A 24,085-nucleotide genomic window follows, 5' to 3' on the forward strand; every position below is an offset into this window, starting at 1 on the left:
GAAACGGTTGCTTACTAAAGTTCATATCGAGATTGAATTCAAAAAATCCCCAGCAGCAGGATTTATAGGTTAACTGGTAGTATCGATCGCACAAGAGTTAGTGTTGTGTTTTATGAAGCTGAAAATAGCTTTACTGATCGCAATTTTCAGCGCTGGATTAATGGGATGTGCGCCTGCGCCGATTGGGCTTTGGAGTCTGGCTTGGGTAGCGTTGGCTCCCTTGTGGGTCGTGACAGTTAAGACTCGATCGAGAAAGCCTGCCATTCTTTGGGGAATTGTTTATCACGGATTTGCGCTGCATTGGATTACGGGCTTGCATCCGTTGATGTGGCTCGGAATTCCGTGGATTGCCAGTGTGGCGGTCGTCGCATTCGCTTGGACATTTATCACAGGATGGGGAGCGCTGTGTGTAGGGCTGTGGGCGTGGGGCGTGAGAACGCTTAAAGCTCCAATGTTGCGAATTCTCATCGGGGTCGCGCTCTGGTGTGGGCTAGAAACGGTGCGACAGTGGAGCGCTCTCGATTGGACATCGCTCGCTTATACGCAGAGTCCAGCGAATCTAATTATTTTACATTTGGGAAGAATTTCAGGGACTTTGACTGTCACCGCCGCGATCGTGCTGGTGAATGGATTGCTTGCAGAGGCTTGGTTAGCTAAAGAGAAGCGGTTATATGGAATTGCCATTGCGAGTTTTCTTGGGCTGCATCTGATCGGATTTGGACTTTATCAAAGTGCGATCGTACAGAACCCGGAAGCCAAACTTACCGCAGGCATTGTGCAAGGCAATGTGCCAACGCGAGTCAAACTTTTTGCAGAAGGGTTGAAAAAAGCATTAGACGGCTATTCTTCAGGCTATCGAACTCTTTCAGATCAAAATGCTGATTTTGTCGTCACGCCAGAAGGAGCATTGCCGTTTTTGTGGCAAGGGCAGAATTTGAAAAATAGCGTCAATCAAGCGATCGCGGGCAAGAAAACGCTTGCATTGATTGGCACATTTTTTCCAGAGGGCACGCGATATACCCAAAGCTTGATCGCGATCGACCAAGGCAACACGATCGCTCGATACAACAAAATCAAATTAGTTCCTTTGGGCGAATATATGCCGTTTGAGGAAGTTCTCGGGCGGTTATCGCCGATTGAATCCTCAATGTCGCCGGGAGACTTTAATCAAGACTTTCAAACGCCATTAGGACGAATCGCGATCGGGATTTGCTTCGATTCTGCGTTTTCAGAAGTGTTTCGCCGTCAGGTGGCAAAAGGCGCGCAGTTTTTGATCACTGCCTCGAATTTAGATCCTTACAGCACCGTACTCATGGCACAACATGAAGCACATGATGTGATTCGAGCGATCGAAACTGATCGGTGGGCAGTGCGGGTAACGAACACAGGATACTCCGGCATTGTTGATCCACATGGTCGGGTGCAATGGCGATCGCACCCGAATCAATATGCAGTTCACGCAGACACCATTTATCGCCAGCAAACCCAGACTTTGTATGTGAAATGGGGCGATTGGCTGACTCCGACTCTACTAGGAGCGAGCGTTACGTTGCTGTTCTTCGTAGGTCGTAATCAGCGATAGATCTTGAGGGTTAATACTCGGCTCTAAGCTGATTAAATCGATAATATTTTTCAGCATCGTTTCACAGATTGCATCGAGGGGTAAATCATTTGGATCGCGTCCAAATGGATTTTCAATTTCAATGCCGATCGCTTCAATTCCAAACAACGTAAAGCTAATCAGCACAACCACTGGAGCCGTCCACCAGCCTAAATTTCCCACCATTTGAAACGGCAAAGATAGGCAATAGAGCAAAATTAACTGTTTGAGGTGAATGGCATAAGCGATCGGCATCGGGGTTTTGAGAATTCGCTCACATGCGCCTAAACAATCGACTAATCCATTTAGGAGTAGCTGCATCTCAACGAGTTGATGAATTTTGACACGATCGTGCTGATGCTGTAATTGCAAATAATCGCCAATCCAAAACGCAACTCTCAAAGGTGGATTCGTCACCGTTTTCAGTTTTGAAACATGCTCAGGAGTTAATAAACTTTCTAACTCTGAGTCTGCAAGTTCTTGGCGAAGATGTGCTTTTGTGGTTACTGCAAAAGCAACTAACAAATGCAGAGCTTCAATTTTTTCGATACGATCGCGCTCTGTTTTCTCGCACACGGTCACCCAGATTTGTCGAGCGAGATTTCGGGTATCGTTGACCAATTTTCCCCAAGCTTTTCTGCCTTCCCAAAAGCGATCGTAGGCTGTATTAGTACGAAACACTAAGAGCAAGCCTAAGACAATATTAGGAATTAAACTCGCTAAGGCAGGAACTGAAACCGGAATCCCTTGACCAAATGCAATCGAGACAATTAGCCCAAAAAAACCGCAAAAGAGCGATCGCGGTAAAACATCTAAAACAACTGAGCCTTTCAGTTGAAGTGCCGTTCGCAGCCAGCGCTGTTTTTCAAAACTCATACATTCGATCGCATTGCAACCGCTTCATAATACTTGACCATTTGCGATCTTAACGACGGACTGTTCCCGTAAATCCAGCCGCTTTGAACTGTAAAAGCTTTAACGGCAAAGGCTGACTCTCTGGCACATTAATCGGAAATTCAAATTCACTGACTCCAGGTGGCACTTCTGGAATTGAACCTAAGCGAGTCCGATTTTCAATAATCGGATCTTCATTCGCATCGTAAATCCGTCCAAAAATATCTGCGTTGACGATCAATTTATTGGTCGGATTGGTTGCTTTGCCAAACACCATAAAACAGCGCGCCGATTGAGGTACACCGCCCGCTGTAATCGCTCCTTTGGCTAAATCCTCGGGACATTCTCGATACGATACATCTGAGAGTTTAATCTGCACCAATGCCCACGCATCGAATGTCCCCAACAGCCAAATGCACGCTGCCAGGAGGATTGCAACCATCGATCGCATTCTCATAACTCAACTATTCCAGATGTGATACAGGCTCAAGTTTAGCGCACTAGTCGTTCACGATAATCAATTTGATAAGGAGAGTGAGGAGTGGGGAGAGAATGCAGGCAACTACTCCTCTTGAGATTCGCTCGGCGGTTCATCTTTTGGTGCAGTCGAGCTATGGATTTGTGTGGCTGCTGGCAGCTTTTGTAATTCTGGGGGGGTGGGTTCGAGCAGTTCTGCTTCGATTTCGTCTTTGCGCCAGCGATCGAGGATGTCCCGCACTAATGCCTCACGCACCCAAATCTGACCCACAATCACAAGCGGAATGGCTAAAAACAAGCCAAGAAAGCCAAAGAAAACCGTGAATACAACTTGTGACATCAACGTTACCGCAGGTAAAATTGCCACCTGACGCGACATCACAAACGGAACGAGTAAATACTGCTCTAATTGCTGAATCACAATGTACAGCACTAGCACGGCAACGGCTTTCCAGGGCGCATCGAGTAATGCCACTGCCATTGGCGGAATCACACTTAAAACAGGACCCACATTCGGAATTGCTTCCAACAATCCGGCTAAAAGCGCATTGGCTAATACCAGCGGTACACCTAAAATCAGCAGCGCGATTCCGCTGACTAGACCGATCACAATCATATTGATCATGATCCCAATTACCCAATTGACCAATGAAACTTCGCACATTGCCAGAATTTGATCTGCCCGTCTCCGATAAAACGACGGAAATAGTGCGATGAATCCTCGTCGATAAGATTGAGGATCAATCAGCAACATAACGGTCAGAATCAAGATCAATAGAATATTCAACAGAACGTTGAATGTGTTCGAGAAGAATGAAAAGAAGTTACTGAGTAACCGCGCTACAAGCGGTTGACCCTGACGGATCAAATCTTCTACATCCGGGATATATTGCGCCATTCCTCCAGGAAGCGTGTTCTGCATTTGTTGCGCCCAGATCTGAACGCGATCGAGTCCCCGGGGCACAATTTCTACTAACTGCTGGAACTGTGCAATAAACGGCGGCACAATCAGCGCGACGAAAAAGATCGCCGCAGTCAATAAGGTCACAATTGCAATGAGAACAGCTCCGCCTCGCTTGATTTTGAAGCGCTGCAATGTATTGACAAAACTATTTAATGCGGTCGCAAACACAACTGCTGCATAGACGAGCAGTAAAACCTGTCGCATCTCCCACAGCACATAGAGGGAAATCGCTAATGCTAGAAATCCGACCCACTTGCCAAGTCCCACAATTTCTCACCCCTAACACGAGCAAACTAATCGAGTTTAGCTGCTCTGGTCGTATGTGAGTCTGATTTTTTAAACTTCATTACGGGAGGGGGGATGGATTTTTTGACGTAGGGCGATCCTGAATTTGGTGGGGAGTGGGGAGTGGGAAGTGGTTTTGACATTTACAACTCAAGGAAGGCAGGTTGATTCTCAGTCAGGTATTTGACATACACTCGATCGCATCGGGCAGTTTCAACACCTGTTGCGGGTTGATAACCATTTTTTTCGTAGAGTTGAACGGCTTCTTTTAAAACACTCGCGGTTTCGATCCAAATTTGTTCAAAACCTTTTTGAGCGATCGCGTTTTCCAATTCACTGAGTAAAAACTTTCCTAATCCCAATCCTCGCACTTCGGGTCGCAAGTACATTTTGCGAATTTCAACTGCGTTTTTGCTTCTAGAAATTGGATAGTAAGCTGCTGTTCCCACCAGTTGATGATTGCGCTCAACGACCCAGAATTCGCCACTTTGATAGAAAGTTTCGACTTCTAAGACATCGCGATCGGCTCCTTCCGGTTCTTGAATCAGTCCATATTCTGCTAAAACTGAGCCAATCAGGTTGAAAGCAGCCATGCGATCGTGCGGCTGCCAAGCTCGAATTAGAAAGTCTTGGTACTGCATTAGCTATGAATTCTGGGCTGAGGATATAACGTCGAGAGAATTTGACTTTCGATGGCTCCGAGTTCTTCGAGGCGTTGAGTGATCAGCGATCGCTCAAAGTATGTATCCGCTAATGTCCAATACACCCCATAATGTCGAGCTTCAGAAGCCATCAAGGCTCGATAAAATTTCGCTAATTCTTGATCCTCGCAATGCGTGGCGAGAAGTCCCAACCGCTCATGACTCCGAGCTTCGATCAAGCCAGAAACCAAGAGAGAATCTAACATGCGATCGGGTTCTTCGCGACGAATTTGTTTGTTCAAACTTGCACCATAAGGCGGCGGTGCAAGCGGTGCAAGCGGAATGTTGCGACGCTCTAAAATTTGGTTGACTTGCTCAAAGTGTTCGAGTTCTTCTTGAGCGATCGCGGTTAGCATCCGCACTAATTTTGCACTGGAAGGATAGCGAAACATTAAGTTCAACGCAACTCCAGCCGCTTTCCGCTCGCAGTGAGAATGATCTAGCAAAATTGTGTTTAGATTAGCCAAGGCTTGCTCGACCCAAGCAGAACTCGTCGGCTGTTGCAAAAAGCGAATCGTCGGCAAAGAAGAAACCACGGAAACTCTCATGATTTGGTTGGCATTTGCAATTCTAACGGCTTTTTTTGAGTCTTTGAAGGATGTTTCGAGTAAATACAGTCTGAGAAACTTAGATGTTTACATCGTGGCTTGGACTGCCAATATCTTTGCTGTTCTTTTTCTGATTCCCTTACTATTTGCGGCTGGTATCCCAAAAGTTGAGCCTGGATTTTGGGTTGCATTGCTGATCGGTGGAACGTTGAATGTCATTTCTTTTACGCTTTACATTCGCGCAATTCAAATCGCAGATTTATCGCTAACGGTTCCATTAGTGACGCTGACTCCATTATTTTTGCTAGTCACGTCGCCGTTAATTGTGCAGGAAAATCCAACCTTCGCCGATGCGATCGGAATTGCTCTGATCGTGATTGGCTCTTATGTTTTGAACTTACGCGAGCGCAAGAAAGGCTACTTTGCACCCTTGAAAGCCTTGCTGAAAAATAAAGGCAGCCGATTCATGTTGATGGTTGCCTTTATCTGGAGTATTACGTCTAATTTCGATAAGGTTGGAGTCGTCAATTCCTCCCCGCTCTTTTGGTCAACAGCACTTTATGCTTATTTAGCAGTCGGCATGTTTCCGATCGCGCTGTTCAATTCCCGCCACAAGTTCAAGCAGATTTTGCCAAATTTGCAGCCGCTGATGTTAATTGGGTTCTTTCATGCGATCGCAATTACGTTTCAAATGATTGCCGTAACCTATACTTTAGTCACGCAAGTCATTGCGATTAAACGCATGAGTGCGCTCATCAGTGTACTGTTTGGGCATTTCCTATTTCGAGAAACAGGTTTAAAAGAGCGGCTCGGTGGAGCCGCAATTATGGTATTCGGCGTAATTGTGTTGACGTTGTTCTAAAAAGTTGTCTGGTTCTCTTACGTTAAAGTTCGATCACACGGAATTTCTGATTTAATCGGTTCCTCCCCAACTCCAGGTTGGATTGCCATTTCGCACTGATTTCTGCAAGATCACCGTTGTGAAGTCGTTGGCATCTGCCTGTCCAGTCATATCAAGGATCAGGTAAACCTTTCCATTCATGAAGCGGAGGCGCAGATACGAATGTCCCTGATAAGCTTCATTGCCAATACGAGTGATGCCAGCCGTTGCGGTGCATTTGCTGTACTTAGGTTTGAGTTTGCCGACCCAAGTGACACTATAATCGTCAGTCGCTGCGATCGTCATGTTCTCTGCGATCGCCTTAAAGTTTGCTGACCCATCGATCGTATAACCTCCCTCACGATAGGGTCGCGGAGTTTCGGTCAACGTCACCTTATCAGGACAGATCGCGCCAGTATCGTTTGCTGTGAGGACTCGCATTTCAACATTGGCGGCGCTGGCTGGAACGGCTGAGAAAATAGATAAAGCAACAATTCCTAAACCCAATCGAGCAATATTCGATCGCATAAAATAGCTCAGTTTTTGCATTGTAGTGGTTCCGTTAAATACACCACCGCTAGAGCAATTTCCTGAATTCAAAACGCACAGTTCGTCCTTATGCGATCGCAAAATCTGTATATTGCCGAACGTCTGGTGGCTGAAACCCTAGAACAATATCTGTAGCTGGAATACCTGCTGCCAGTAAATCATCTACAACACACAAATCTGTCCAATCTTCTTCCACCCAAACCTTGTCATTCTTGATCCGGAGATACATTGTGATGTGACGCACTCTGTTTTTGTTCTGCCAGCCCGATCTCAACCAAAGATATTGATCCCGCACCTCGTCAAATGCCAACAAGCTTTCAACTTCATCATCAGGAGAATGTGGAGTTAGATTTTGATAGCTTGTCAAAATTTGCTGAATAATCTTGCGATACTCAATCAGCTTGTCCATCGCACAATAACCTCATTTGCAGTATCGATCACGATCAAGAGAATTTGGTTCTGCTCAATTATGGTTTGAACGGCTTTGAACTGAAAGAAACTATTGAAAATTTCTTCACGAATTGCAAGATAAACTTGCCGCTCTGGGTCAGTAAGACTTAGAAAACTACGATAGATGATGTACTGTCCCAGTGCGACCTCCAGATCTCGAACTGGCGAAGGACTAATAAAACTTTTAACTTCAACTGCAATTTTTCTAGCATTTCGTTCAGCCGCAAAGAGCTTCGTTGCTGCCATATCTGCATAGACTTGGATCTCTTCGTATTCGATCGTAAGAGGATCTCTTGTAATCATCCAACCATCTTTGCTCAGTGCATTTTTCATGGCATCGTGATACAAGTCTTTCGCAGGCATAGCAATCTTGAAATTTAGATAGAACTGAATCAGATCCGGCAACAGGCTCAATAAAAGCGCGATCGCTCCTTTGCAGAAACGATCGCGCTAAATTGTTTAGAGACTGAGATTAGTAATCGAAGTCGCCCATGCCGCCACCAGCGCCAGCACCAGCCGCAGCACCATCTTTCGGCTCAGGCTTGTCTACAACGATACACTCGGTCGTCAAGACCATTGCCGCGATCGATGCAGCATTTTGCAATGCCGAGCGAGTTACTTTCGCAGGGTCAACGATACCAGCAGCCAGCATGTCAACGAATTCACCCGATGCAGCATTGTAGCCAACATTGAATTCTTTCTCTTTCACACGCTCAGCAATCACCGCACCGTTTTGACCTGCGTTTTCAGCAATTCTCTTCAGAGGAGCGGTCAACGCACGAGCCACGATTTGAGCACCGATCAACTCTTCGCCGCTGAGGTTGCTAGAAGCCCAGCTTTCGAGTTCAGGAGCCAAGTGAGCCAAGGTTGTACCACCACCAGGAACGATACCTTCTTCAACAGCAGCTTTCGTTGCGTTGATAGCATCTTCGAGGCGGAGCTTACGATCCTTCATTTCGGTTTCGGTTGCAGCACCGACTTTGATCACTGCAACACCACCTGCCAACTTAGCCAAGCGCTCTTGCAGCTTTTCTTTGTCGTAAGAAGACTCGGTTTCTTCCATTTGACGGCGAAGTTGTTCGACGCGAGACTTCACTTGCGCTTCGTTGCCTTCAGCGACGATCGTGGTGTTGTCTTTGGTGATCGTGATGCGGCGAGCTTTACCTAATTGGTCAAGCTTAGTCGTATCGAGTTTCAGACCTGCATCTTCGGTGATCAATTGTCCACCAGTCAGAACAGCGATATCTTCGAGCATTGCTTTCCGACGATCGCCAAAGCCAGGAGCCTTAACTGCTGCAACGTTCAATACGCCACGCAGACGGTTCACAACCAAGGTTGCCAGAGCTTCTTTCTCGATGTCTTCTGCAATGATGATCAGGGGACGACCTGCACGAGCGACTTGCTCAAGCACAGGAACGAGGTCTTGTACCAAGTTGATCTTCTTGTCGGTGATCAAGATGAAAGGTTCTTCGAGAACTGCTTCCATGCGCTCGGTATCGGTTGCGAAGTAAGGCGAGATGTAGCCTTTGTCGAAGCGCATCCCTTCGGTGACTTCCAATTCGGTCGTCATTGATTTGCCTTCTTCGAGCGAGATAACGCCTTCTTTACCGACTTTATCCATTGCCGAAGCGATCATTTGACCGACTTCTTCATCATTCCCTGCCGAGATGGTTCCAACTTGCGCGATCGCTTTGGAATCTTCAACCGGACGAGCATGTGCTGCAATTTTTTCAACCAAGAATGCAGTTGCTTTGTCCATACCACGCTTCAAGAGGATTGCGTTTGCACCAGCGGCAACGTTGCGCATTCCTTCTTTGACGATCGCATGAGCCAAAACGGTTGCAGTCGTGGTTCCATCTCCAGCCGCATCATTGGTTTTGGAAGCCGCTTGACGAATCAAAGCAACGCCAGTGTTTTCAACGTGATCTTCGAGTTCGATTTCTTTCGCGATCGTTACACCGTCATTGACGATCTGAGGTGCGCCGAACTTTTTCTCAAGCACAACGTTGCGTCCTTTGGGACCCAAAGTGACGGCAACTGCTTCAGCGAGAATGTCCATACCGCGCTCTAGAGCACGACGAGCGTTTTCGTTGTAAATGATGCGCTTAGCCATAGTGGAGTTAAAAGCTTTGTAAGGTTTACAGAGAGAAAGAAGAGAGAAGAGAAATTTGGATCTGCGGCTTTAGATTGCTGCAATCCAAAATCGAGAATCGTTATGAAACAACAGCCAATATGTCTTTTTCAGACAACAGAACATAGTCGTCGCCACCGAGTTTGATGTCGGTTCCTGCATACTTCGAGTACAGAACTTTGTTGCCGACTTGAACTTCCATCGGTTGGCGTTCGCCTTTTTCATTGAGCTTGCCGTTTCCAACTGAAACGATTTCGCCGACTTGGGGCTTTTCTTTAGCGTTATCCGGCAAAATAATTCCGCCAGCAGTTTTTTCTTCTGCTTCGCTCACTTTCACAAATACGCGATCGCCCAACGGTTTGACGGTGGAAACGCTCAGAGACACAGCTGCCATACAAATTCTCCAAACAATCTAAATGGACACGAAACGATCAAATACTGTTAAGCTGGATGTCCCATTTCACAACAGGTTCAGCCAGTTGCCGCAGTACGGGTAATTTTTCAACGCTTACCAGTCTACAGGCATTTGGATCTTTGAGTTAGCACTCTCATCTCCTGAGTGCTAATTTAACGAAGTGCGGTGTTAGATGCAACTTTTGGATGAGTACGGGTTCCCGAACGGGTGAGCAGTTTTATGAGTGTTGAGATTCTAAATCAGGCGGCAAGGGCGTTTCGCTCCGGCACATCCCGACCGGATGCAGAGCAAGTTGTGGATGCGCTCTTACAGGCAGAAAAATTTGCGAAACAACATCCACCGCAATTTTCTTTTGACCAGCTTGTTGGTCAATGGCGACTTTGCTTCGCAACTGGAACCCGCAAGCTTCGACAAGGCGGTATTCAGTTAAAAAAAGGCTATTACGTGCCGAAATTGGCAAAGGCTCAGATTTCTTTTGCGCGAGATGAAGCGGAGCGCATCGGAAATCTGGCACAGCTTGGCGCATTGCAATTGAAATTTACGGGACCTGCCCGATTTCAGACGAAGAAAAATTTGTTGGCGTTTGAATTCACACAGATCCAGGTGACGTTTGGATCGATCGTGCTGAAGAAAGGTGCGGTCCGAGGTGGAGAAGCAAAAGAACAAGAATTTGAAGAGATGTCGATCGCTAAACTGCCTTTCTTTGCATTCTTTTTGATCACTGACGATTTAATTGCAGCGCGCGGTCGTGGCGGCGGGCTGGCGCTCTGGATTCGCGAATAGATGGATGAATCCGATTTAGACGATGAAGTAAAGTTCCTCAGCATCCAAATCGGATGACGATCGCAGACTAATTAGCGTTTGCGATAAGGAACAGACTTTTCAATGTCAATGTCATACACAGAAGTGCGACCTGGGTTTCCGCCTTGAGTGTTGACACTTCTCGCCATATTGAGGAACAGCGAAGGATCGCCATTTTTGGGTCGATTCTCGTAAGACGTGAAGTTGCGAACCACTTCTTGCCAGATCGTTTGAGGGAAGCCCAACTTCGCCCGATAGTAACCATCGTAGCGGGGAGAAGTAATGTTAAACGGCGTTTCACCCAATGTCCGGCTTGGTAGAGTCCGACGGCGATGATACGGAACAGTGTTCTCACCAAAGTTTTCGATGTACTCTTCACTGTTTAGTAAGTCATCGACAAACCCTTTGACCCCTTTGGTCATCACAACGGCTGACCAAGCAATCTTCTCAGCTTCGTTGTAAACTTTCCGTCCCAGAACTTTCTGAACACAGTGTTCCACGAAGCGATAGTTACTATTTTTGTTATAGAAGCTATCGATAAAGGTATTCGAGAGCAACAGTCCGCGAATGAAATCACGCACCGTGATCTGTCTGTTGCGAAGTTGAGATTCAAGAATGGTTTCTCGATCCCATCGAAAAGCATGGAAGAAGATCTGACGATACGCCGCATTAATCAGATCTCCCATCTCCGTGGGTGAATACTGATTATCAGTTGAATAAATGATTGCTTGATCATCGGGTGCGCCTAATGCATCAACCCGCTGGTTAGGACAAGTAGGAGAATAGGCTAAGAGAGGAATTGCCACGTTATACAAACCTCCAACTTTATAAAACTTGAAAAAATGGCACCTTCGATCATAAAAGATAAGGGGATTTCAACCGACATCCGTTCGATAAAACGTTACAGACCTTAACTTCATCAACACAGAATACCAGATAAAGCCAACAGAAACCTCGCTATAAATTCGTAGAAAACCATTACGAAATGACGCTGAAAGTTCTGCCCTGAAAGCACTTTGCCGTTTAATTTCGTTTTTCTTAATGACTAAACTTTGAAATAGAAAGCTTCAGAAATCCTGAGAAAGCTTACAAAAACTGGCTTTTGTTTCAGTTTATATTTCTTAACTAAGTTTGTATCTTATCTGCTGAAAATTGCACAAGTTTTGCACAAGCAGACTGCTCTAATTAATTCAGCAAGAATAGTCAAAAGAAGTAAATCTTTAACAGAAAAGCTTAAGACTTTAATTCTTATGGCTAGTCTTAATGAGACGGTTGCTCTCCAGGTGCGACTGATTCTCACAGATTTAAACAGGAAGTTTACTCAATCCAACACATTAGGAGATTGAATCAATGCTAGATGCCTTTACTAAGGTCGTTTCACAGGCTGATACACAAGGTCAGCTCGTCAGTGGCGCACAAATCGACGCTCTCTTGGCAGTCGTAAAAGACGGTGCAAAGCGCACCGATGTTGTGAACAGAATCACAGGTAGCGCTTCGACGATCGTTACGAATGCAGCACGGGCATTGTTTGAAGAACAGCCTCAATTGATTGCTCCTGGTGGAAATGCTTACACCAACCGTCGTGTTGCAGCTTGTATGCGCGATATGGAAATCGTTCTGCGCTACGTTACCTATGCAGTCTTCTTGGGTGATGCAAGCGTGCTCGACGATCGCTGCTTGAATGGTCTGCGTGAAACCTACATTGCTTTGGGCGTTCCGACCTCTTCAATGGCGAACAGCATCGTCAAAATGAAAGAAGCTGCGATCGCGATTGCCAACGATCGCAACAATATCCAACCGGGTGATTGTAGCTCTTTGATTGCTGAATTGAGCAGCTACTTCGATCGTGCTGCTGCTGCGATCAGCTAACTCCCTCAATTCTCGGCGATGCGATTCATCGCACTCGCTTTAGTTTGAAAACTTCTACAACACTACGGAGAAAGAATCCAATGAAAACACAATTGACAGAAGCAGTTGCTGCTGCTGATTCACAAGGTCGTTTCCTCGGTAACACCGAGCTGCAAATCGCTTTCGGTCGCCTCCGCTTGGCAACCGCTGATCTCGAAGCTGCAAAAGCTTTGGGTGACAAAGCAGATTCACTCGCTCAAGGTGCAGCAAACGCTGTATACCAAAAATTCCCCTACACCACCCAAATGCAGGGTGCGAACTATGCTTCCGACGCACGCGGTAAAGCAAAATGCTTGCGTGACATCGGTTACTATATTCGGATGATCCAATACTGCTTAATCGCAGGTGGAACTGGACCTGCAGATGAGTATCTGTTGGCAGGTTTGGCTGAAATGCACAGCCGTTTTGAATTGGTTCCTGCTTGGTATGCTGAAGCGCTTCGCTACATCAAAGCAAACCATGGCTTGAGCGGTGACCCTGCACTGGAAGCAAACTCCTACATCGACTACATCATTAACGCACTTGCATAATTGTGCGGTTTGCCCAGGACGATCAGCATTCCTGTCTGTGAGAGAGCTATGTTTATCGTTCTGGGCAACTTTTGTCGGCATGAACGCTTAAGAAACAATTGATTAGTCCTTTGTAAGATTGGGAGAACCAAACTATGCCTGGTTTACAAGAAGCTGCACGGTTAGGGATTACGCCTTTTGAAGAAGCAAAGCCCGTTGAACTCCGTGCGAATTGGACTCAAGATGAAGTGCAGGCCGTGATTCGAGCAGCGTATCGGCAAGTGCTTGGCAACGAGCATCTGATGCAAAGCGAACGGTTGGTTGCAGCAGAATCGCAGCTCGTTCAGGGTGTGATTTCGGTGCGGGACTTTGTGCGGGCGATCGCAACGTCTGATCTCTATCGCGAGAAGTTTTTGTATCCGAACTTCCATGTGCGCTTTATCGAGTTGAACTATAAGCATTTCCTAGGACGTGCACCTTACGAGCAGGCTGAGATTTCCTACCATTTGGACTTGTTCCTGAATGAAGGCTACGAAGCTGAAATCAACTCTTATCTGGATTCAGTTGAGTATCAAAGCAGCTTCGGCGAAAACATTGTTCCTTACCATCGCGATTTCCAAGTCGATCACCCTGGATCACGGGCGATCGGCTTTAGTCGTTTATTGCACCTCTATCGCGGATATGCAAATAGCGATCGCTCTCAGGGACAAAAACAGCCTCGTTTAACCTGGGAAGTTGCGAAGAATCTAGCAACCCCGATCTCTGCTCCTTCGGCAACTGCACTTTCAGGTGCGTTAGGTGGCAACCGTGGTGATGTCTATCGTCTGCGGGTGTTGCGCTCTGCATCTCCAAACTCAGCCGTTGTGCGGCAGGCAACCACGGAAGTGCTTGTTTCTTATGATCAACTGTCCTCGAAACTTCAACAGTTGAATCGTTCGGGCAGCAGAGTGGTCAGTGTGACTCCTGTCTAAATCGATTGAGGGAATTGCTAATCGATGAAGTCCCAGGAACGATTTCTTTAATCTCGATTCTATCCCGCCCTAAGCTCAACTTCGGGCGGTTTCTGCAATGTAGCAGTGGGATTCTAATGAATGGCAAGTCCCTTATTCAGTTCATTTCCTACGATATAAAGGAGAGTTTTAGGTGGCTATTACAACAGCAGCAGCTCGCTTGGGTATCTCCAGTTTGGATGATGCCAAAGTCGAATTGCGTCCTTATGCGACTCAGGACGAGATCGAAGGCGTGATTCTTGCGGTTTATCAGCAAGTTTTGGGAAATCCTCATCTCTTAAAGTCTGAGCGCCTGACCATTTCAGAGTCTTTGCTCCGCAACCGTCAGATCACCGTGCAAGAGTTTGTGCGTCAAGTTGCTAAATCAGACTTGTACAAGGAGAAATTCTTTTACAACTGCTTCCAAAGCCGGACGATCGAGTTGAACTTTAAGCACCTGTTGGGTCGCGCACCTTACGATCAGTCTGAAATCACCGAGCATTTGGATCTGTATCAATCCAAGGGATTTGAAGCAGACATTGATTCTTACATTGATTCGGATGAGTATCAATCCAGCTTTGGCGAAAACATTGTGCCTTACTATCGGGATTTCACGACGACTGGCGTTGGTCAACGCACGGTTGGATTCCCTCGCTTGCTGCAACTGTATCGCGGCTATGCCAATAGTGATAATGCAACTCTGACCGGCAGTGCACCTCGCTTAGCGAAGAATATTGCTCAGAAATCTGCTCCGACGATTATTCCGTCTTCGGCACCGGGCTTTGCGTTCTTGTCTGCTCAGAAAGGAGATGCGACAGCGAGTGCATTTGGTGGCTCTAAGGCGCACGGATCGGGGCAATTCTACCGGGTGGAAGTGGCTGGTATTCGCGGTGGCGGTTATCCAAAAGTTCGCCGGGTGAATAAGGTTGTGGTGATTCCTTATGAGGAACTGTCGGCACATATGCAGCGAGTTCAGCGTCAGGGCGGTAAAATCGCGAGCATTACTCCGCTATAGGATGTGAATTAGTCGTCAACTGCATTGATTTTGCAGAGTGGGGAGTAGGGAGCGACCACGGGAACAATTCCCCACTCCCTACTCCCCACTCCCCACTTCATGCCTAATTTAGGACTGTTACACAAGGACTCCCCACACTCTCTTACTTCGTAATCTGTTTGACTGTATCAACTGCGCTATCGACAAAGTTTTTTGCACCGTTATCGCTGGTCTTCTGCATGGCAGGAGTCGCGGGAGTGGCATGTAGTTTTGGATCGGGTTGCGGTGGTTCTGGGATTGGACCAACGGCTTGGGGGTTAGCTACATACTCAAATTGACCTTTACCATCGATTGTCCTTTTGCCCATCGACCTTCAGCGCTTTCTTGACCTTCGGAGTTATTCCAGAATTGATAAGCGTACTCTTTCTTGCCATATTCGTGGGCAATCTTGGGAGTGACCGTCTCTTCAAATCCGTCGCTCTGTAATTCTTCGATCGCGGCTAACCATTGATTCTGATGCATCGTATCCCGTGCAATCATAAAGCTCAAGTGGTCTCTCACACCTGGATCGTCGGTCATTTCGTATAACCGAACCGCCTGCATTAGACCTTGTGATTCTGCGTGCAGGTTCGAGCGAAAATCTGCCAGCAAGTTTCCACTGGCAACAATAAAGCGACCGTTCCAAGGGAAGCCGACACTATCGGCGGGCATTGCACCTTGTCCAGACACAATTTCGTGCTGAGGATTCATCGCTGCTGCAATTACATCGCGGGGATTGGTTCCGCCCATGACTGCACCGACAACTGGATCTTTTGCGCCTTCTTCCTGCATTTCTACAGGTGCTTTGTCGAGCAGATGAGCTACCATCGTTGCCAACATTTCAACGTGACCAATTTCTTCGGTTCCCGTATCTAGCAATAGGTCGCGATATTTTGCAGGACCGCGACAGTTCCAGCCTTGGAATAAGTACTGCATCATTACGGTCATTTCACCCATCGAACCGCCAATTAATTCTTGTAGCTTTTTGGCGTAGATTGGGTCGGGCTTAGAGGGAGGAGTAAAGTACTGTAAACGCTTCGTGTGTAGAAACATAAGATTCCTCTAAAAAAGAGTTAATTTCATGCGAACCTCTCCGTTTTAGCGATGCAATCTAACCGTTGAATCAGCCTATAGTTGAACACTCAGGGCATAGATTCAGGAGCGTTTTTCCAGCGATCGAGTAATTTCAAACCCGCTATAATCAGCCCAATTCCAAACATTAAAAAACCAATGTCCCAAAGCAGGTAATGTGTGCCGGAATGGACATGATGAATTCCTAAAATTTCGTGATCAATGAAGCCTTCGATCGTATTAAATAATCCTGCCCCAAATAGAATTAATCCGATGAATGGTTGGGAAGATTTTGGTAGTTGATCTTGGAGATGCGATCGCCAAAGTAAAGTTACACCTGCGATCGTCAATCCATAATCGGCTAAATGAAACAATCCGTCTGCGACTGAATGGACTTTGACATCACTCATGTTCGTCATCGGTCGCACACTGCTTAACATGTGATGCCACTGCAAAATCTGATGCAGCACAATTCCATCGAAAAATCCCGCAAATCCCATACCGAGCAAGATTCCAGCGAGCATGAATTGCTTAGAGAGGAGCCGCGATTGTTGAGGTTCTAGAACTTGAGTCATAAGGCTAAAACCTAAATCCTAGTCAGGAGAAACTGAGCATCGTCTATCTATAGAGCCAAATGAACCTGACGAACAGGATGCATCGCGAAGTTGCGTGCTATGATAACGAGTCAAATCCCTGCGATAGTATAATTGAACCATCAATCAGATGATGCTGAATGAATCTTTCGATGCCTGTGGCACACATCAATGTGACCGTCATCCTCTCATCGATCTTGATCCAGCAGACTGGTGTTGGGCAACTTGGCGCAAACGTCCCCAGTTGGTTCGTCCAGAGCCACAACCTTTTGAATTAGAAGCCGCGATCGCGAAATTAAAAAAAGTAAAACGATTGAAAAGTAGACATTGGCAATGGGAGGCTTGTGAAATTCCGGTTTCAATGTCGATCGAGGAAGCATTTTTTTGGTATGAGGCAATTACGAAAGCACATCACTTCGATCGCGTTCGAGACTTAGTAAAACGCTTTGAAACTGAACGTTTTGAAACTGAGCATCTAGCCGCTCCAGTGGAGATTGCTGAAATACAGGAATGGTTTACTCTCGTTGAAAGTAACTATGCGCCTGCTCAAATGACGTTTATCCTAAGCTATTTTCTATCGATTGAACAGCTATTAGATAAATTAACTGAGCATCGGCAATATCAACTATTTGTAGGATTCAGGCAGCATATTTTGCCTTACTTGAATGAGACGAAATTTGAAGCAATCAAAACTTATATTAGGGCAAATTGGGAGCCTCAAAGGTTCTACTTTAGACCTCATCTTTCCGCCTTATTAGGTATACATGACTGGCTTGAAGCCTTAGTTGCAAAATGGAAGCCTGAAAGATCCTATGCTGCTTTCGATCGCAATTTTAGACTTGAAGTTATTTTTGGGCTAGAAAGTGCGGATTTAGTCATGCATCATGTTCGTCGTTTAAGATTACGATTGGGGACAGCCGAACAGGTTCGAGCATGGTTAGCACATACAGAATTAACGGCACTCGAACTCGTCACAGAAAGCATTGCTGCGCTCAATAGCAACAAAGAAGTATCAAATGCTGCTGAGATGTTTGATGTGCTGACTTTGATCCGATCGCCCATTGTCGCTCCCCAAATTCTTGCTCTTGTTCAGCGATCGCGAATTCGCGATCGAGCACAGCAATGGCTAGAAGAAAATCTAGAATTGTCGATCGCGGGATTACTTCCCCTCACGATTCAAAAACATCCTTTAAGAGAAACCGCGATCGCTTGGCTCAGAATGATGCAGCGACAAGGATTTGGTAATTTGATCCGTGAAAAAATGAATGATGAATATCAGCAGATCGAACTGCTCATTTTTGATGCTCCGCAGCGAGAAGAACTGGGCAAAACGCCTAAGTGGTTTAAAGCGATCGTAGATGCGGCTCCGAAGCTTGAGCCACTAGATTGGGTGAAAGTGAGTGATTTACCCGCGATCGTCGTTGGTGACACTCGACTCTCAACAACTCACCATCAAGCAATCTTGAATCTACTCCAAGCTGATCCTGACAATTGCTCATCAATTCTGAGACAACATACAAATGCTGATTCACTCAGCCAATTTGTGTGGCAACTCTATGAACAATGGAGCTTAAAAAAGCCGAAAGGTCGAGCAGACTGGGTGATTTTAGCATTAGGGCGATTAGGCGATGATGAGATTCTTCTCAAGTTAGCTGATTTGATTCGAGCTTGGTGTAAAGCATCAAAGCATCAGCTTGCAATATCGGGAATCGCTGCACTAACATTGCATGCGTCAGAGACAGCAATTTACCAATTGATGCAATTCGCATACCCGCCGATTTCTAGACTGATTCGACCTGAACAAGCACTCGATGAGATTGCAAAAGCGCGCAATCTATCTCGGCGACAGTTAGAAGATTTTGCAATGCGAGAAGTTCTTGAGAGGCATTGCACTACGATTGCGAATTCGGGAAGCCCCCGCAAACGTAGACCCAAGACCCATCAAACCCAACTCAGCAAAACCCAACTCAAGCAATTTCTCACCCTGCAATCGCTACGATTTGAGCAGCAAATGATTCACAGAGTTGCTTATACTGTTGCAGAATTTCAGTCCTTCGTCTTTCATCCGATCGTGCGTCCAATGGCTCAGAGTTTGATTTGGCAAGCTAAATCGATGTGTTTTCGCATTGCCGAGGATGGAACTCTCGCGGATAGCTCTGATATGCCCGTAGAACTCTCTTCAGAAGCCGAGATTTACTTGCCACATCCGTTGGAGATGCCAGATCGATCAACCTGGGCGGAGTTGTTGTCCGACTATGAATTGATTCCGCCCTTTGCCCAAGTCAATCGCCCAATATATTCTGTGTCAACCCAGGAACAAGATGCTACGATTGTCACCCGGTTCGCCGATCGAGGCGTTTTCACTGTCAATTTAACTCAATCTCTGATGAAGCTAGGCTGGACTGAAACCTATATCGGGCGCGGACATTGGCGCGGGTATTGTAAGCGATTTCGTGCTGACCATACCGCCGCTATTCTCAGTGTCTCGGAGATGCCCCGCGAGCACGGGTATCAACGCATCGATCGCATTTTCTTTGTTGCAAATGATTGGGATGGTAGGCGTGTCCCCACTGAGCGCGATCGCATTCCGCTAACGACAGTTGCTCCACTTGTTTTTAGCGAAGTGCTCCGCGAAATCGACCACCTGACCCACCGTTCCAAAAAACGTCATGCCTAAACGCGCTCAGATTGAACTTCAACGCCCCGCTGCCGAATCGCTCTACGCAACCGAACTGAAGAAACTTGCCGAACTCGATCAAGATGCACCTCGTCCGGGTGGATGGAAGCTCACCCCGCAATCGGTTTTGAAATTCATTTTAGGCGATCGCTCACTGAGCATTACTCAAAAATTCGTCGGCAGTCGTGCCCAATTGGAACGCTGCATCGTCGCACTCGCAACCAATCGAGGTTTGATGCTGATCGGTGAGCCGGGAACTGCAAAAAGCTATCTCAGCGAACTCTTAGCAGCGGGAATTAGTGGAGATTCAACTCTCACGATTCAAGGCAGTGCGGGGACAACTGAGGACAATATCAAATACTCTTGGAACTATGCTTTATTACTAGCAGAAGGCCCAAGTTCTCGATCGCTTGTTTCTGCCCCTCTTCATCGCGGCATGAGCGAAGGTAAGATTGTCCGATTTGAGGAAATTACGCGCTGTCCCTTAGAGATTCAAGACACTTTACTGTCTGTGCTCAGCGATCGTATGATGAGCATTCCAGAATTACCTGATAGCAATCGGAGCTTATATGCAAAAGTCGGATTTAATGTGATTGCAACTGCTAATACTCGCGATCGCGGGGTCAATGAAATGAGTGCAGCCCTGAAACGGCGCTTCAACTTCGAGACCTTGCAACCTATCTCAGATTTGCAGCAAGAAATCGAGCTAGTTCAGCGAGAAACAAATCGGATGTTAGAACAGGCTTCCATTCCAGCGAGTTTGAATGAAGATTTAACCGAAGTTTTAGTTACTACATTTCGCGAGCTTCGCACCGGACAAACTGAAGACGGGCGAACATTTGAGCCGCTGACAACTGTGATGAGTACGGCTGAGGCAGTTTCAGTCGGATATGCTTCGGTGATTCATGCTTATTATTATGGCGATCGCGCTCCAACTCCTGAAAATCTTTTACACAGCTTAGTGGGTTCCGCTTTAAAAGATGCAACTGATGATTTGAAAAAGCTCCGGCATTACTTTAATCATGTAGTAAAAAATCGCCAAGACCAGCTTTGGCAAGACTATTACACGGCTCATCATCAGGTGTTGTAATGGATTTTGATACTTCAATTCTGAATTTAGATGCGAAGGTGATCTTTTTTCCAGTTCGCCATCATAGTCCTGCTTGTGCGCGATTTGTTCGAGAGCTTGCAACGAAGATTCGCCCTGCTGCAATTTTGATTGAAGGACCTGCGGATTTTAATGATCAAATTTCCGAGCTTAACTTACCGCACCAATTACCGATCGCGGTGTATAGCTATGCTCATTTTTCAGACAATACTCGCTTAGCTGCGTTCTATCCTTACTGTGTCTATTCTCCAGAATGGCAAGCGCTACAAATCGCCAAAGAATTAGACATTCCGGCTGAATTCATTGATTTGCCCTGGTCGAAAATGGCGACGACAAAAACGGCTCATCATCGTTATAGCGATCGCGAACTTCGCCAAAGTCAGTACGTCAGCCAATTATGCGAAACGCTTGGAATTGAAGGGCTGGATCATCTCTGGGATCATTTATTTGAAATTGATCCAGCAATAACTTTGGAAACTTATCTCGATCGGGCGCATCAGTTCTGTTTCCACTGTCGAGCTTTAGACGAACCCACACTCGAAGATCAGCAGCGTGAAGCCTTTATGACCGAGAAAATTCGGCAAGCGATCGCGCGATACGGGGGTCAAATCTTAGTGGTAACGGGTGGCTTTCATAGTTATGCACTTCACACCCAGCTTTTGAATCCACCGACTGAGCCACAAGCAAGTCTAGTCTTTTCCTATCTTGAACAGTGCCTTAAACCTGCGATCGTTCAGCAAGGCATTGCGCTAACTCCTTTTTCTTACGATCGCTTAGATAGCCTGACTGGATATGATGCGGGAATGCCCAATCCAGGCTTCTATCATCAGGTTTGGCAGCATCGTTATCAAAGCTCCGCTCAAGAAGACACTTACACTCACAATGCGATCTATCGCGAAGTGTTTGCTCAAATCGTGACAGCATTACGATCGCATCAACAACTAATCAGCGCAGCAGATTTGATTGCCGTTGAATCTGCTGCCCATGCTCTCGCTGCTTTGCGAGGTCATGCAGAGATTTGGCGACAGGATATCATTGATGCGATCGTGACTTCTCTAATCAAAGAAGAAGTGACAACCACTCACCCCCTACTGCGGGCAGTCCATGAAGTTTTTCGAGGATCAGAACGAGGGAAGCTTGCTGCGGGAATTTCTGTGCCGCCTTTAGTTCAAGAGATCAAGCAGCAATTAAAACAGCATGATTTAGAACCCCAACCGATCGGGCGAATTGTCCAACTCAATCTACTCGAAGAACCCGCCTGCTCTAAACTTTTGCACCAACTGCGAATCTTACAAATTGCGGGCTTTAATCGCACAGGTGGAATCGATCTGGCTGCACGTCAGGATCTCTCGATTCAGTGGGAGGAATGGTCGATCGCGTGGAGTCCAGCCTATGAAGGCAGTTGTATTGAAGCTGCAATTTATGGGTCTACTTTACTGGAAGCGGCTGAGATGCGATTGCTAGAGCTTGCGAAAAAATGTGAGCAGCAATCTGAAAGTGCTGCCTTACTCTTACTCGATGCTTGCTTAATGGGAGTTCAAACACTGATTCCTCCTCTCTATCAGCAGCTTCTCACACTTATCCAATCTGATAGTGATTTCTTTGCTGTTACTAGCACCTTAACGCATTTACTTTATCTCTATAGCTATGACGAACTCTTGGGAATTGCAGAACATGCAGAAATTGGTTATCTCTTGCAGGTTACTTTTACTCGCAGCCTTTGGCTCTTAGAAAGTCTTGGACAAGTTCGAGATCAAGATCAACAGCTTCTCAATGCAGTCAAAACGCTCCTCGAAACAGTGCAAAGATGCGATCGCGCACTGAACCTCGATCGTGCAGCCTTTGTTGCTGTTCTCACTCGCACGAGCCAGGAGCAAACTCAAAATCCAGTTCTACGAGGTGCAACCATTGGCGCACTATGGGTACTCGACGAAGCTCCTACTGAGCAAGTTTTAACCGATTTATATGCGATTTCTAATCACTTAGGCGATTTCTTAACGGGTCTGTTCAGCATTGCGCGTGAGATTGTTCAGCGTTCTCCAGAACTGTTAAATCAAATCGATCGCATCATTGCCCAGTTTGATGACGAAGCATTTCTCGAAGCTCTGCCCTCACTGCGACTGGCGTTTACTTATTTCACTCCCAGAGAACAGCACATGTTTTCACACGCGCTGACTCAATTTTGGACAAAATCCCCTGCGCCAATCTTGGAAATCTCGCCTGAACAGATGGCTCAGGTTAAAGCACGAGAAGCCAGATTACTCAGCACGATCGCACAATATGGACTGCGAGGTATCCGCGAATGAATGATCCACTCACTCAAGCCATGCGTTGGAAAGTCATTTTATCGGCGCATCCAGATTCCAACATCGGACAAGATGCCTCAGAAACTTGGCAGCGACGAGCCGAAGCATTATCGTTTTTGTACGATCGAGAATACCAATCCCGCAATGTTCGCCCAAACTCAAGCCATTCTCGGATCAATCAAAAAGATCGACCGAGCAACTCCCAAAACCCATCTGACCCAAAGCATTCTCGCGAAGGCGGACTTGCAGGCTCAGCATTGACGATTCCAGAGTGGATTAATGAAATTCATGAACTCTTCCCGAAAAAGACAATTGAGCGTTTAGAAAAAGATGCCTTAGAGCGCTATCGGCTCGAAGAAATGATCACCGATCCAGATCTCCTGAGTCGTGCAGAACCAAGCCTAACTCTACTCAAAGCTGTCCTCCGAACAAAGCATTTAATGAATCAAGCCGTACTAGCTATGGCGCGGCAACTTGTTCAAAAAGTAATTGATCAATTACTCGAAAAACTCGCGCGTGAGGTTCAATCTCCGTTCTTAGGCACGCTCGATCGACAACATCGCTCTTGCCTAAAAATTGCGAAAAACTTCGACCCAAAAGCCACAATTCACCATAATCTCAGCACCTATGATCCTGAGACAAAACGGCTTTATATCAAAAGCCCTCATTTCTATTCTCGAATTCGTCGAAATCTCGATCGCTGGCAGTTAATCATTCTGGTCGATGAATCTGGCAGCATGATCGATAGCATTATTCACGCCGCAGTAACAGCTTCTATCTTTTGTCAATTGCAGCAGATCCGCACTCATCTTTGTATTTTCGATACCTCGATCGTCGATCTCACCGAACAATGCCGTGATCCGGTTGAAACCTTAATGCAAGTTCAACTCGGAGGCGGCACGAACATTGGGCAAGCGTTGAACTATGCTGAAACACTGATTGATCATCCTCGCAACACGATCGTTGTTCTGATCACTGATTTCTATGAAGGCGCACCTCGCGAAACGCTGTTTAGTACAACTCGCCGTTTAATTGAAAGTGGTGTGACGATGCTAGGACTTGCTGCACTCGACTCTGATGCCAATCCGAACTACGATCGCACAACTGCCCAAGCGCTGGTCAATCTGGGAATGCATGTTGGTGCAATGACTCCCGGAGAACTTGCAGAATGGATTGCTCGAACAGTGAGGAAGTAG

General features: G+C 46.4%; 25 protein-coding genes. 11 read left to right on the top strand and 14 right to left on the bottom strand.

Annotation, left to right across the window (positions count from 1 at the left end):
* Positions 1 to 112: 112 nt before the first annotated feature.
* The gene (lnt, locus tag ACMUEV_RS22725) at positions 113 to 1,582 is read left to right on the top strand and encodes an apolipoprotein N-acyltransferase (protein WP_190647489.1); all 1,470 of its coding nucleotides are present in this window, start codon (positions 113 to 115) and stop codon (positions 1,580 to 1,582) included.
* Here lnt and ACMUEV_RS22730 read toward each other — a convergent pair.
* The 5 genes from ACMUEV_RS22730 to ACMUEV_RS22750 form a co-directional block, all read right to left on the bottom strand.
* Positions 1,532 to 2,476, bottom strand: a complete 945-nt coding sequence (locus ACMUEV_RS22730; protein ID WP_017286932.1) for a bestrophin family protein — start codon at positions 2,474 to 2,476, stop codon at positions 1,532 to 1,534. The two genes, lnt and ACMUEV_RS22730, sit on opposite strands and share 51 nt — an antisense overlap.
* A 49-nt stretch (positions 2,477 to 2,525) precedes the next feature.
* On the bottom strand, positions 2,526 to 2,936 hold the full coding sequence (locus ACMUEV_RS22735) for a hypothetical protein (RefSeq protein ID WP_225885710.1): 411 nt from the start codon (positions 2,934 to 2,936) through the stop codon (positions 2,526 to 2,528).
* Positions 2,937 to 3,056: 120 nt separating this feature from the next.
* On the bottom strand, positions 3,057 to 4,202 hold the full coding sequence (locus ACMUEV_RS22740) for an AI-2E family transporter (protein ID WP_190647491.1): 1,146 nt from the start codon (positions 4,200 to 4,202) through the stop codon (positions 3,057 to 3,059).
* Between the two features lie 161 nt (positions 4,203 to 4,363).
* Positions 4,364 to 4,861 (bottom strand): GNAT family N-acetyltransferase, encoded by a 498-nt coding sequence (locus ACMUEV_RS22745; protein ID WP_190647493.1) that lies wholly within the window; start codon positions 4,859 to 4,861, stop codon positions 4,364 to 4,366.
* Positions 4,861 to 5,457 (bottom strand): tRNA-(ms[2]io[6]A)-hydroxylase, encoded by a 597-nt coding sequence (locus ACMUEV_RS22750; protein WP_353736644.1) that lies wholly within the window; start codon positions 5,455 to 5,457, stop codon positions 4,861 to 4,863. The genes ACMUEV_RS22745 and ACMUEV_RS22750 overlap by 1 nt, the downstream gene beginning before the upstream one ends.
* A 10-nt stretch (positions 5,458 to 5,467) precedes the next feature.
* Here ACMUEV_RS22750 and ACMUEV_RS22755 point away from each other — a divergent pair, with 10 nt between their 5' ends.
* Complete coding sequence (locus ACMUEV_RS22755; RefSeq protein WP_017286925.1) at positions 5,468 to 6,331, top strand: DMT family transporter; 864 nt, start codon at positions 5,468 to 5,470, stop codon at positions 6,329 to 6,331.
* A 51-nt stretch (positions 6,332 to 6,382) separates the two neighbouring features.
* Here ACMUEV_RS22755 and ACMUEV_RS22760 read toward each other — a convergent pair whose 3' ends face one another.
* The 5 genes from ACMUEV_RS22760 to groES all read right to left on the bottom strand — a co-directional run bounded on the left by ACMUEV_RS22760 (position 6,383) and on the right by groES (position 9,873).
* A complete protein-coding gene (locus ACMUEV_RS22760) occupies positions 6,383 to 6,898 on the bottom strand; it encodes a hypothetical protein (protein WP_242044218.1) in 516 nt (171 codons plus the stop codon).
* A 67-nt stretch (positions 6,899 to 6,965) separates the two neighbouring features.
* Complete coding sequence (locus ACMUEV_RS22765; RefSeq protein ID WP_190647497.1) at positions 6,966 to 7,307, bottom strand: XisI protein; 342 nt, start codon at positions 7,305 to 7,307, stop codon at positions 6,966 to 6,968.
* Positions 7,295 to 7,711 (bottom strand): XisH family protein, encoded by a 417-nt coding sequence (locus tag ACMUEV_RS22770; protein WP_190647499.1) that lies wholly within the window; start codon positions 7,709 to 7,711, stop codon positions 7,295 to 7,297. The genes ACMUEV_RS22765 and ACMUEV_RS22770 overlap by 13 nt, the downstream gene beginning before the upstream one ends.
* A gap of 109 nt (positions 7,712 to 7,820) precedes the next feature.
* Positions 7,821 to 9,461: a chaperonin GroEL gene (gene groL / locus ACMUEV_RS22775; protein ID WP_026148478.1), complete on the bottom strand. Its 1,641-nt coding sequence runs from the start codon at positions 9,459 to 9,461 to the stop codon at positions 7,821 to 7,823.
* Positions 9,462 to 9,561: 100 nt separating this feature from the next.
* Complete coding sequence (groES, locus tag ACMUEV_RS22780; protein ID WP_017286920.1) at positions 9,562 to 9,873, bottom strand: co-chaperone GroES; 312 nt, start codon at positions 9,871 to 9,873, stop codon at positions 9,562 to 9,564.
* Between the two features lie 240 nt (positions 9,874 to 10,113).
* Here groES and ACMUEV_RS22785 point away from each other — a divergent pair, with 240 nt between their 5' ends.
* Positions 10,114 to 10,677 (top strand): hypothetical protein, encoded by a 564-nt coding sequence (locus tag ACMUEV_RS22785; protein WP_190647501.1) that lies wholly within the window; start codon positions 10,114 to 10,116, stop codon positions 10,675 to 10,677.
* Positions 10,678 to 10,748: 71 nt separating this feature from the next.
* On the opposite strand, the gene ACMUEV_RS22790 is transcribed toward ACMUEV_RS22785, so the two are convergent.
* Positions 10,749 to 11,501, bottom strand: a complete 753-nt coding sequence (locus ACMUEV_RS22790; protein ID WP_190647503.1) for a phycobilisome rod-core linker polypeptide — start codon at positions 11,499 to 11,501, stop codon at positions 10,749 to 10,751.
* Between the two features lie 544 nt (positions 11,502 to 12,045).
* On the opposite strand from ACMUEV_RS22790, the gene ACMUEV_RS22795 reads away from it, so the two are divergent.
* From ACMUEV_RS22795 to ACMUEV_RS22810, 4 genes are all read left to right on the top strand, one after another.
* Positions 12,046 to 12,564, top strand: coding sequence for a phycocyanin subunit beta (locus ACMUEV_RS22795; protein WP_017286917.1), 519 nt, complete (start codon positions 12,046 to 12,048; stop codon positions 12,562 to 12,564).
* Positions 12,565 to 12,644: 80 nt separating this feature from the next.
* Positions 12,645 to 13,133, top strand: coding sequence for a hypothetical protein (locus ACMUEV_RS22800; protein ID WP_017286916.1), 489 nt, complete (start codon positions 12,645 to 12,647; stop codon positions 13,131 to 13,133).
* A 134-nt stretch (positions 13,134 to 13,267) separates the two neighbouring features.
* Positions 13,268 to 14,083: a phycobilisome linker polypeptide gene (locus ACMUEV_RS22805; protein WP_017286915.1), complete on the top strand. Its 816-nt coding sequence runs from the start codon at positions 13,268 to 13,270 to the stop codon at positions 14,081 to 14,083.
* Positions 14,084 to 14,255: 172 nt separating this feature from the next.
* Positions 14,256 to 15,116, top strand: a complete 861-nt coding sequence (locus tag ACMUEV_RS22810) for a phycobilisome linker polypeptide (RefSeq protein ID WP_017286914.1) — start codon at positions 14,256 to 14,258, stop codon at positions 15,114 to 15,116.
* 142 nt (positions 15,117 to 15,258) lie between these two features.
* Here the strand turns inward: ACMUEV_RS22810 and ACMUEV_RS22815 are convergent, their stop codons facing one another.
* From ACMUEV_RS22815 to ACMUEV_RS22825, 3 genes are all read right to left on the bottom strand, one after another.
* Positions 15,259 to 15,462, bottom strand: a complete 204-nt coding sequence (locus ACMUEV_RS22815; protein WP_242044219.1) for a hypothetical protein — start codon at positions 15,460 to 15,462, stop codon at positions 15,259 to 15,261.
* Positions 15,417 to 16,187 (bottom strand): manganese catalase family protein, encoded by a 771-nt coding sequence (locus ACMUEV_RS22820; protein ID WP_242044220.1) that lies wholly within the window; start codon positions 16,185 to 16,187, stop codon positions 15,417 to 15,419. The genes ACMUEV_RS22815 and ACMUEV_RS22820 overlap by 46 nt, the downstream gene beginning before the upstream one ends.
* Positions 16,188 to 16,276: 89 nt before the next feature.
* Positions 16,277 to 16,780 carry a DUF2243 domain-containing protein gene (locus tag ACMUEV_RS22825; RefSeq protein WP_017286912.1) on the bottom strand — a complete coding sequence of 168 codons (504 nt, stop codon included), beginning with the start codon at positions 16,778 to 16,780 and terminating at the stop codon, positions 16,277 to 16,279.
* 148 nt (positions 16,781 to 16,928) lie between these two features.
* On the opposite strand from ACMUEV_RS22825, the gene ACMUEV_RS22830 reads away from it, so the two are divergent.
* From ACMUEV_RS22830 to ACMUEV_RS22845, 4 genes are read left to right on the top strand one after another with little or no spacing between them, the layout of a single operon-like run.
* Positions 16,929 to 19,475 carry a DUF4132 domain-containing protein gene (locus ACMUEV_RS22830; RefSeq protein ID WP_190647504.1) on the top strand — a complete coding sequence of 849 codons (2,547 nt, stop codon included), beginning with the start codon at positions 16,929 to 16,931 and terminating at the stop codon, positions 19,473 to 19,475.
* Positions 19,468 to 20,565 carry an ATP-binding protein gene (locus ACMUEV_RS22835; RefSeq protein WP_190647507.1) on the top strand — a complete coding sequence of 366 codons (1,098 nt, stop codon included), beginning with the start codon at positions 19,468 to 19,470 and terminating at the stop codon, positions 20,563 to 20,565. The genes ACMUEV_RS22830 and ACMUEV_RS22835 overlap by 8 nt, the downstream gene beginning before the upstream one ends.
* On the top strand, positions 20,565 to 22,889 hold the full coding sequence (locus ACMUEV_RS22840; RefSeq protein WP_190647509.1) for a DUF5682 family protein: 2,325 nt from the start codon (positions 20,565 to 20,567) through the stop codon (positions 22,887 to 22,889). Before ACMUEV_RS22835 ends, ACMUEV_RS22840 begins: the two co-directional genes overlap by 1 nt.
* The gene (locus ACMUEV_RS22845; protein ID WP_190647511.1) at positions 22,886 to 24,085 is read left to right on the top strand and encodes a VWA domain-containing protein; all 1,200 of its coding nucleotides are present in this window, start codon (positions 22,886 to 22,888) and stop codon (positions 24,083 to 24,085) included. Before ACMUEV_RS22840 ends, ACMUEV_RS22845 begins: the two co-directional genes overlap by 4 nt.

This window comes from Leptolyngbya sp. FACHB-1624 (assembly GCF_047649235.1).
GTDB classification, from domain to species: Bacteria; Cyanobacteriota; Cyanobacteriia; order Leptolyngbyales; family Leptolyngbyaceae; genus Leptolyngbya; species Leptolyngbya boryana.

What these genes read in the sequence shown, in the direction of transcription:
- ACMUEV_RS22765 (WP_190647497.1), bottom strand. Translation starts at nt 7,307, where the DNA reads ATGGACAAGCTGATTGAGTATCGCAAGATTATTCAGCAAATTTTGACA.
- ACMUEV_RS22800 (WP_017286916.1), top strand. Translation starts at nt 12,645, where the DNA reads ATGAAAACACAATTGACAGAAGCAGTTGCTGCTGCTGATTCACAAGGT.
- ACMUEV_RS22845 (WP_190647511.1), top strand. Translation starts at nt 22,886, where the DNA reads ATGAATGATCCACTCACTCAAGCCATGCGTTGGAAAGTCATTTTATCG.
- ACMUEV_RS22795 (WP_017286917.1), top strand. Translation starts at nt 12,046, where the DNA reads ATGCTAGATGCCTTTACTAAGGTCGTTTCACAGGCTGATACACAAGGT.
- ACMUEV_RS22805 (WP_017286915.1), top strand. Translation starts at nt 13,268, where the DNA reads ATGCCTGGTTTACAAGAAGCTGCACGGTTAGGGATTACGCCTTTTGAA.
- lnt (WP_190647489.1), top strand. Translation starts at nt 113, where the DNA reads ATGAAGCTGAAAATAGCTTTACTGATCGCAATTTTCAGCGCTGGATTA.
- groL (WP_026148478.1), bottom strand. Translation starts at nt 9,461, where the DNA reads ATGGCTAAGCGCATCATTTACAACGAAAACGCTCGTCGTGCTCTAGAG.
- ACMUEV_RS22785 (WP_190647501.1), top strand. Translation starts at nt 10,114, where the DNA reads ATGAGTGTTGAGATTCTAAATCAGGCGGCAAGGGCGTTTCGCTCCGGC.
- ACMUEV_RS22755 (WP_017286925.1), top strand. Translation starts at nt 5,468, where the DNA reads ATGATTTGGTTGGCATTTGCAATTCTAACGGCTTTTTTTGAGTCTTTG.
- ACMUEV_RS22815 (WP_242044219.1), bottom strand. Translation starts at nt 15,462, where the DNA reads ATGGGCAAAAGGACAATCGATGGTAAAGGTCAATTTGAGTATGTAGCT.
- ACMUEV_RS22840 (WP_190647509.1), top strand. Translation starts at nt 20,565, where the DNA reads ATGGATTTTGATACTTCAATTCTGAATTTAGATGCGAAGGTGATCTTT.
- ACMUEV_RS22735 (WP_225885710.1), bottom strand. Translation starts at nt 2,936, where the DNA reads ATGGTTGCAATCCTCCTGGCAGCGTGCATTTGGCTGTTGGGGACATTC.
- ACMUEV_RS22730 (WP_017286932.1), bottom strand. Translation starts at nt 2,476, where the DNA reads ATGAGTTTTGAAAAACAGCGCTGGCTGCGAACGGCACTTCAACTGAAA.
- ACMUEV_RS22825 (WP_017286912.1), bottom strand. Translation starts at nt 16,780, where the DNA reads ATGACTCAAGTTCTAGAACCTCAACAATCGCGGCTCCTCTCTAAGCAA.
- ACMUEV_RS22820 (WP_242044220.1), bottom strand. Translation starts at nt 16,187, where the DNA reads ATGTTTCTACACACGAAGCGTTTACAGTACTTTACTCCTCCCTCTAAG.
- ACMUEV_RS22745 (WP_190647493.1), bottom strand. Translation starts at nt 4,861, where the DNA reads ATGCAGTACCAAGACTTTCTAATTCGAGCTTGGCAGCCGCACGATCGC.
- groES (WP_017286920.1), bottom strand. Translation starts at nt 9,873, where the DNA reads ATGGCAGCTGTGTCTCTGAGCGTTTCCACCGTCAAACCGTTGGGCGAT.
- ACMUEV_RS22835 (WP_190647507.1), top strand. Translation starts at nt 19,468, where the DNA reads ATGCCTAAACGCGCTCAGATTGAACTTCAACGCCCCGCTGCCGAATCG.
- ACMUEV_RS22830 (WP_190647504.1), top strand. Translation starts at nt 16,929, where the DNA reads ATGATGCTGAATGAATCTTTCGATGCCTGTGGCACACATCAATGTGAC.
- ACMUEV_RS22760 (WP_242044218.1), bottom strand. Translation starts at nt 6,898, where the DNA reads ATGCAAAAACTGAGCTATTTTATGCGATCGAATATTGCTCGATTGGGT.
- ACMUEV_RS22770 (WP_190647499.1), bottom strand. Translation starts at nt 7,711, where the DNA reads ATGCCTGCGAAAGACTTGTATCACGATGCCATGAAAAATGCACTGAGC.